Genomic DNA, 1,266 nt, shown 5'->3' on the forward strand with positions numbered 1-1,266 from the left:
GCCGGCGGGGCGGGGATCCCGGCTTTCTACACTCCGGCGGGGGTGGGGACCCAGGTTGCCGACGGCGGTCTGCCGTGGCGGTATGACGGGGCCGGTGGCGTTGCGCTCCCGTCGCCGTCGAAGGAGACCCGGGAATTCGACGGGATCCGCTATGTGCTGGAGCGGGCGATCGTTTGCCAGTTCGCGTTGGTCCATGCTTGGAAGGGCGACCGGCATGGCAACCTCGTATACCGGGGGAGCGCCGCGAACTTCAACCCGTTGTGCGCCACCGCGGGCAGAGTGACGATCGCCGAGGTGGAGGAGCTCGTCGAACCCGGTGAGCTCGACCCGGCCGAAATCCACACCCCCGGCATCTTCGTGCAGCGCGTCGTCCACGTCCCCACCACCGAAAAGCGGATCGAGAAGAGGACGGTGAGTTCCCGATGAGCTGGACCCGCGAGCAGATGGCCAAGCAGGTGGCCGCCGAACTGACTGACGGCCAGTACGTCAATCTGGGCATCGGCCTGCCGACCCTGGTAGCGAACCATCTCCCACCCTGTGTCACGGTCACCTTGCACAGCGAGAACGGACTCCTCGGCGTCGGCCCCTTCCCCTACGACGACGAGGTCGACCCCGATCTGATCAATGCGGGCAAACAGACCGTCACGCTCCTGCGCGGAGCCAGCACCTTCGACTCAGCGACGTCATTCGGCATGATCCGCGGCGGGCACGTCGACGTCGCAATCCTGGGTGCTATGCAGGTGTCCGCCGCCGGGGACCTCTCCAACTGGATGATCCCCGGAAAGATGGTCAAAGGCATGGGCGGCGCCATGGACCTAGTCCACGGTGCCCGGCGGGTCGTCGTGATGATGGAGCATGTTGCCCGGGACGGCAGCCACAAGCTCCTCGACGAGTGCACGCTGCCGCTGACCGGACAGGCCTGTGTGCATCGCGTCATCACTGACCTGGCAGTGATCGACATCGAGCCCGGCATCGGCCTGATCCTGCGGGAGACCGCGCCCGGCGTCACCATGGACGACGTCCGCGTGGCCACCACACCCAACCTCACGATCGCTCTTAGGTGACCGGTTGTTCGGCGTTCCGGGCCGCGGCGGCGTCGCCGTGATCCGGTCTACGCCTGGGTGCTGCTGTCTTCCGTAATAGTCCGCGGCTGGACCGTTACGGAGGCGTTCAGACCTAGATCCGCCAGTAGGGCGGGGATGGTGGTTGACTGTTGACCCGTGGGACGTGAACGGGTGCCTGTCGCGCAGGGAGAATAGGGGCCAC

At 66.4% G+C, this 1,266-nt stretch carries 2 protein-coding genes; both read left to right on the forward strand.

Annotated elements, in window-relative coordinates:
- The coding region (locus AC08OV_RS23415; protein WP_476620332.1) for a CoA transferase subunit A at positions 1-426 on the forward strand (426 nt) is incomplete at its 5' end.
- On the forward strand, positions 423-1,064 hold the full coding sequence (locus tag AC08OV_RS23420; protein ID WP_476614323.1) for a CoA transferase subunit B: 642 nt from the start codon (positions 423-425) through the stop codon (positions 1,062-1,064). The genes AC08OV_RS23415 and AC08OV_RS23420, both read left to right, overlap by 4 nt.
- Positions 1,065-1,266: the final 202 nt, after the last annotated feature.

The sequence above is a fragment of the Frankia sp. CeTa3Moorea genome (assembly GCF_978021225.1).